The organism is Photorhabdus heterorhabditis (genome assembly GCF_001280945.1).
Taxonomy (GTDB): domain Bacteria; phylum Pseudomonadota; class Gammaproteobacteria; order Enterobacterales; family Enterobacteriaceae; genus Photorhabdus; species Photorhabdus heterorhabditis.
In genome coordinates this window covers 1-3990 of record NZ_LJCS01000122.1, presented here as the reverse complement: position 1 = coordinate 3990, position 3990 = coordinate 1, and the positions used below count along the sequence as shown (strand labels likewise).

Below are 3990 nucleotides of genomic sequence, written 5' to 3'. Positions count from 1 at the left end.
CTTCGGCACAATGTGTAATAAACCCCTGTCGCTTTTGACGGTGGACTGCAATGTGGTTGGGGCAATGGCACCGGTTGGCTGTGCTTTGTTTATCTTCAAACGGAAAAAAATCGGCAACATGATGGCGGATGCCATCAACGAAACTCACGCCACGCAGCTGGAAGTGAGCGTACACGATTTATCCACCCAAGAACTTATTCCCATGTTACCGGACGCGGAGCAGACCAAGGCATTCACCCATAATGTAGGTGAGGTGACCCGTCAACAGAGACAGTTTATCGAAGCACGACGCATGCAAATCGCCAAAGAGAAGCTCAAAGCGCGTTGGGCCGGCAAGATTCTGGAACTGCCCCCGCGAGGAGGGCCTGATCAATGAAGGACGTGATCCATCAGGGCGATCCGGTCAGGTGTAACTGTTGTGGAATGACCACCATTGCAGGGTGTTGTCATTGGCAAAGGTGCAACGCGACCAGTCGCCTGCCAGCGACCGCAAACCGTACCCGGCTTTTTATCAACAACAACGTCGCCGGTGCAGGCGACCTCACACACTCAAAAACAGGCGTCATATTATGGCTATCCCCGTTTATTTGTGGTTGAAAGATGACGCTGATGCATGACATCAAAGATCCAGCCAAAGAGAAACACAACCATCTGGAACAGGTTGAGTTCCGCTACGAAAAAATCACCTGGACGTACAAAGACGGCAACATCATTCACTCGGACGCGTGGAATGAGCGCAGTCAGGCGTAATGGATTGAGGGTCTGACGGACGAGGGGATATCCGCCCGGGTAATCTCACCTGGCACTGGCGTTATTGCGGTGCTGGTGACAAGGGCGCCCCTCTTCTTCTGCTTAACAGACCGTTTCATGTGATAGCGGGGAAAATGATGATGGATAGAAAAATGTTGCTGGCCCGCCAACGTCAGGCGGGTAAAACGGCGCTGACGGGCCACTGCCGCTACCGGCTTGAGGTCCGGCGCTGTGGCGGCACTGGATGTGTTCAGCTTCACTGGGGAAGAACGCCTGTTCGCCCGGTTTAACCGGATTTCCACCTCGGTGGATGAAACCCACTATCTTCACGATTAAATCGAGGGGTTTTTATGCAGCAGATCCATAAAATAGCCTGTAATCGCTGAATTGCCATTAAGAAAATACAACGTAATATTAGCCGCTTATTTGAAGGGTATACATCGTTTATTTCAACGTATTTAGTGTCCAAAGGATCAGATCCCCGGCTTTTAGCGATAATTTTTGCCGGGGCTTACGGAAAATCGGATATATAGAGTTTCTATGACAATAAAAACTTTTCTGGTACATAGTGGTGAAAGTTATTATCCCGACAGTATTCTTTCAGTTGCTGACTGGAGTTAATACCTATCTTGCCATATATCCGATCCATATGTGTTCCAACCGTACGATAAGCAATGTTTAATATTTCCCCAATCCGTTTTTTGCTGTATTGCTGTAAAAAGAGGAAAATAATATCCCATTCACATTGAGTAAAAAGATCTGTTGGTGGTTGGAGAATGATGGATGCAGGTAGTTTATTATAATATTGATGTAGGCTGGTTAATGAGTAATTTGGTGCTTTCCATGCATGTAAGAGGATGCCGACGCACTCATTCTCATCATTATATAGTGGAGATTTCTCTTGAAAATAAGATGACAGAACTTTCTCTTTTCCAAATGCATGTGTTTCAAGTGAACATATTCTTTCCTCTTTTTTCATGACATTTCTATCATGAGTAATGAATTCTTTTGCAAACTCAGCTCCTTCCCAAGGGAGTTCATTGTCATATAATCCTTCATAATCAAATGAGCTTGGAAAGTCTTGAGTGGATTTTAATGCCATATTACCGTAAATCCAGCGCGAATTTTTATCTTTGATTCCCCAAGGCTCATTACTCATTTCTATTGTATTTATAATCTGAGGTGATATCGTACAGTTCTGTTTCATAAAAACTCCGTTATCAGTTAGAGCTAAATACTCTGCTTTCTGGATGTACAAATCTTTCTGGTACATATAGATCAAAATCATTCGTTCGACAATATTCTTCTAATTTATAACTGGAGTTAACACCCACTTTTTTATATATTCGTGACATGTGGACTTCGACAGTACGATAGGAAATATTTAATATTTTACCCATTTGTTTGCTGGTATATTTTTGTAGCGAGAGAAAAATAACATCCCATTCCCGTTGGGTAAATAAATCAGTGGGGGGTTGGAACATAATAGATGCAGGGAGTTTACCATGGAATAAACGGGTTAATGAAAAATCTTGGGCTGGCCATCCATGTAAAAAGATACCGACGCATTCATTTTCATCATTATATAGTGGATATTTTTCTGAGAAAAGTGAGGATAGAAATTTATCTTTTCCATACATATGTGTTTCCAGTGAACATATTCTTTCTCCTTTTTCCATTACACTTTTGTCATGAATAATGAATTCTTTTGCAAACTCTGCTCCGTCCCAAGGGATTTCATCATCATACCGCCCTTCATAATCAAATGAATTTTGAAGGTTCTGTGCAGATCTCATTGCCTGATTACCATAAATCCAGCATGAATTTTGATCTTTGATTCCCCAAGGTTCATCACTTTGCTGCATTGTATTAATGACCTGAAGTGAGATATCTATATTATTAAGTCTTTTCATGATTGAATCCTATTTTCAGTTAACAATGAGCTTATAATTCTCTGCTGCCAACAGTGACAAATCTTTCTGGAATATGGTGATCAAATTTATTTTCTTTGCAGAAATCGGCTAATTCTATATGTCTTGGTAAATTAAATTTTTGGTAAATTGACTGAATATAATTAACGACCTCTTCTGTACTTATCATTAATTCTTTACTAATGCTCTCTTCATCCAATGAACGAAGGGTAAGAAAGAGAATTTCCCACTCAGTTTGCGTCAATATATCGTTAGGTGGCATGAATTCCAGCGTTTTTGGAGATGTCTTTTCATAATAGTAAGAAACAGAAAAATCTTGAGTTTTGTGCATATGGAAAATGATCCCCATACAGTCACCGTTGTCGTCACAAAGTGGGAATTTGTCGCAAAGGTAAGTCTGTTTGGCTTCATTTTCTGCAAACTGATGCGTTTCCAGCGAAGTGACTCGTTGCATAGTTTGAAGCGCTTTTTGATCCTGACGCTGGAATTCGTCAGCATATTTTGCAATAGGTGAGGGTAATTCCTCTGTTGAAAGCCCAGTAATATCGAAATCTTTAGGGAGGTTAAGTAATTGATAAAAAACTGGATTGGCATAGATAAATCTTGATTGGAGATCTTTGGCTCCCCAAGGTTCATCACTTCTTTCCCACATGAGAATTAACTGTGGAGTGATATTGCTGGGTTGGTTTTTTATATTTGACATAGTAGCTCCTGAATTTTTATTTGAGTCGTTATTTGAATGGTTCGTTGGCCGATGATACTTAAAGTGATCTGGTTGTATAATAGAATATAATAACTTTCTCGTCAAAAATCATATATTTATTAATTGATTTTTTACTATTTAACAGGGAAATTTTAAATGGGAATGAATATAACTATAATTACTATTTTGTGTTAAATTTGTTCAAGTGGTTTGTTGGAAAAAGGGTTATGAGCTGTTGTTGCGCGTGTTGTTGTTCCTGATGTTAAACATTTTTGGGTTAGAAATAGTGTATTATCAATAGTAAATAAGCGTAGATTATACCCGAAATTATTTGTATATTCTTTGTTGCTAATTTATGAACGATAATTTGCTCTAATGCTTAATAGCCAATTTATTAATCTATTGTATTTACTTTTATACCCAATAGATTTCAAATTGCAGCGCGGCGGCAAGTGAACGCATCCCCAAGAGCATATACCCAATAGATTTCAAGATGGATCGCGACGGCAAGGGAGCGAATCCCCGGGAGCAGAGATAACTCTGTGACTGGGGTAAGTGAACGCAGCCAACAAAGCAGCAACTTGAAGGATGAAGGGTATATGATAT

6 protein-coding genes and 1 pseudogene are annotated in these 3990 nt (G+C 40.2%); 4 read left to right on the top strand and 3 right to left on the bottom strand.

Translation table 11 applies throughout. From position 1 onward, the window contains the following. The 4 genes and pseudogenes from AM629_RS20600 to AM629_RS23110 form a co-directional block, all read left to right on the top strand. Window positions 1–376, top strand: a 376-nt coding sequence (locus AM629_RS20600; protein ID WP_476704004.1) for a T6SS phospholipase effector Tle1-like catalytic domain-containing protein, incomplete at its 5' end; no start/stop codon positions are given. Further along, window positions 373–597, top strand: coding sequence for a hypothetical protein (locus tag AM629_RS24090; RefSeq protein ID WP_161804259.1), 225 nt, complete (start codon window positions 373–375; stop codon window positions 595–597). The genes AM629_RS20600 and AM629_RS24090, both read left to right, overlap by 4 nt. A gap of 9 nt (window positions 598–606) precedes the next feature. Further along, window positions 607–750: pseudogene (locus AM629_RS20595) on the top strand (type VI secretion system tube protein Hcp); the annotation flags it as partial. 137 nt (window positions 751–887) lie between these two features. Beyond that, window positions 888–1040: a hypothetical protein gene (locus tag AM629_RS23110; RefSeq protein ID WP_235525561.1), complete on the top strand. Its 153-nt coding sequence runs from the start codon at window positions 888–890 to the stop codon at window positions 1038–1040. 248 nt (window positions 1041–1288) lie between these two features. Here AM629_RS23110 and AM629_RS20590 read toward each other — a convergent pair whose 3' ends face one another. The 3 genes from AM629_RS20590 to AM629_RS20580 are packed head-to-tail and all read right to left on the bottom strand — an operon-like array spanning window position 1289 to window position 3384. Continuing rightward, window positions 1289–1957 (bottom strand): LuxR C-terminal-related transcriptional regulator, encoded by a 669-nt coding sequence (locus AM629_RS20590; protein ID WP_054481625.1) that lies wholly within the window; start codon window positions 1955–1957, stop codon window positions 1289–1291. 13 nt (window positions 1958–1970) lie between these two features. Then, window positions 1971–2663, bottom strand: coding sequence for a helix-turn-helix transcriptional regulator (locus tag AM629_RS20585; protein WP_054481623.1), 693 nt, complete (start codon window positions 2661–2663; stop codon window positions 1971–1973). A 31-nt stretch (window positions 2664–2694) separates the two neighbouring features. Next, the gene (locus tag AM629_RS20580; RefSeq protein WP_054481621.1) at window positions 2695–3384 is read right to left on the bottom strand and encodes a PAS domain-containing protein; all 690 of its coding nucleotides are present in this window, start codon (window positions 3382–3384) and stop codon (window positions 2695–2697) included. Between the last annotated feature and the right edge of the window lie 606 nt (window positions 3385–3990).

Excerpts from the sequence above, each read along its gene's own strand:
- AM629_RS24090 (WP_161804259.1), top strand. The coding sequence starts at position 373 with ATGAAGGACGTGATCCATCAGGGCGATCCGGTCAGGTGTAACTGTTGT.
- AM629_RS20580 (WP_054481621.1), bottom strand. The coding sequence starts at position 3,384 with ATGTCAAATATAAAAAACCAACCCAGCAATATCACTCCACAGTTAATT.
- AM629_RS23110 (WP_235525561.1), top strand. The coding sequence starts at position 888 with ATGATGGATAGAAAAATGTTGCTGGCCCGCCAACGTCAGGCGGGTAAA.
- AM629_RS20590 (WP_054481625.1), bottom strand. The coding sequence starts at position 1,957 with ATGAAACAGAACTGTACGATATCACCTCAGATTATAAATACAATAGAA.
- AM629_RS20585 (WP_054481623.1), bottom strand. The coding sequence starts at position 2,663 with ATGAAAAGACTTAATAATATAGATATCTCACTTCAGGTCATTAATACA.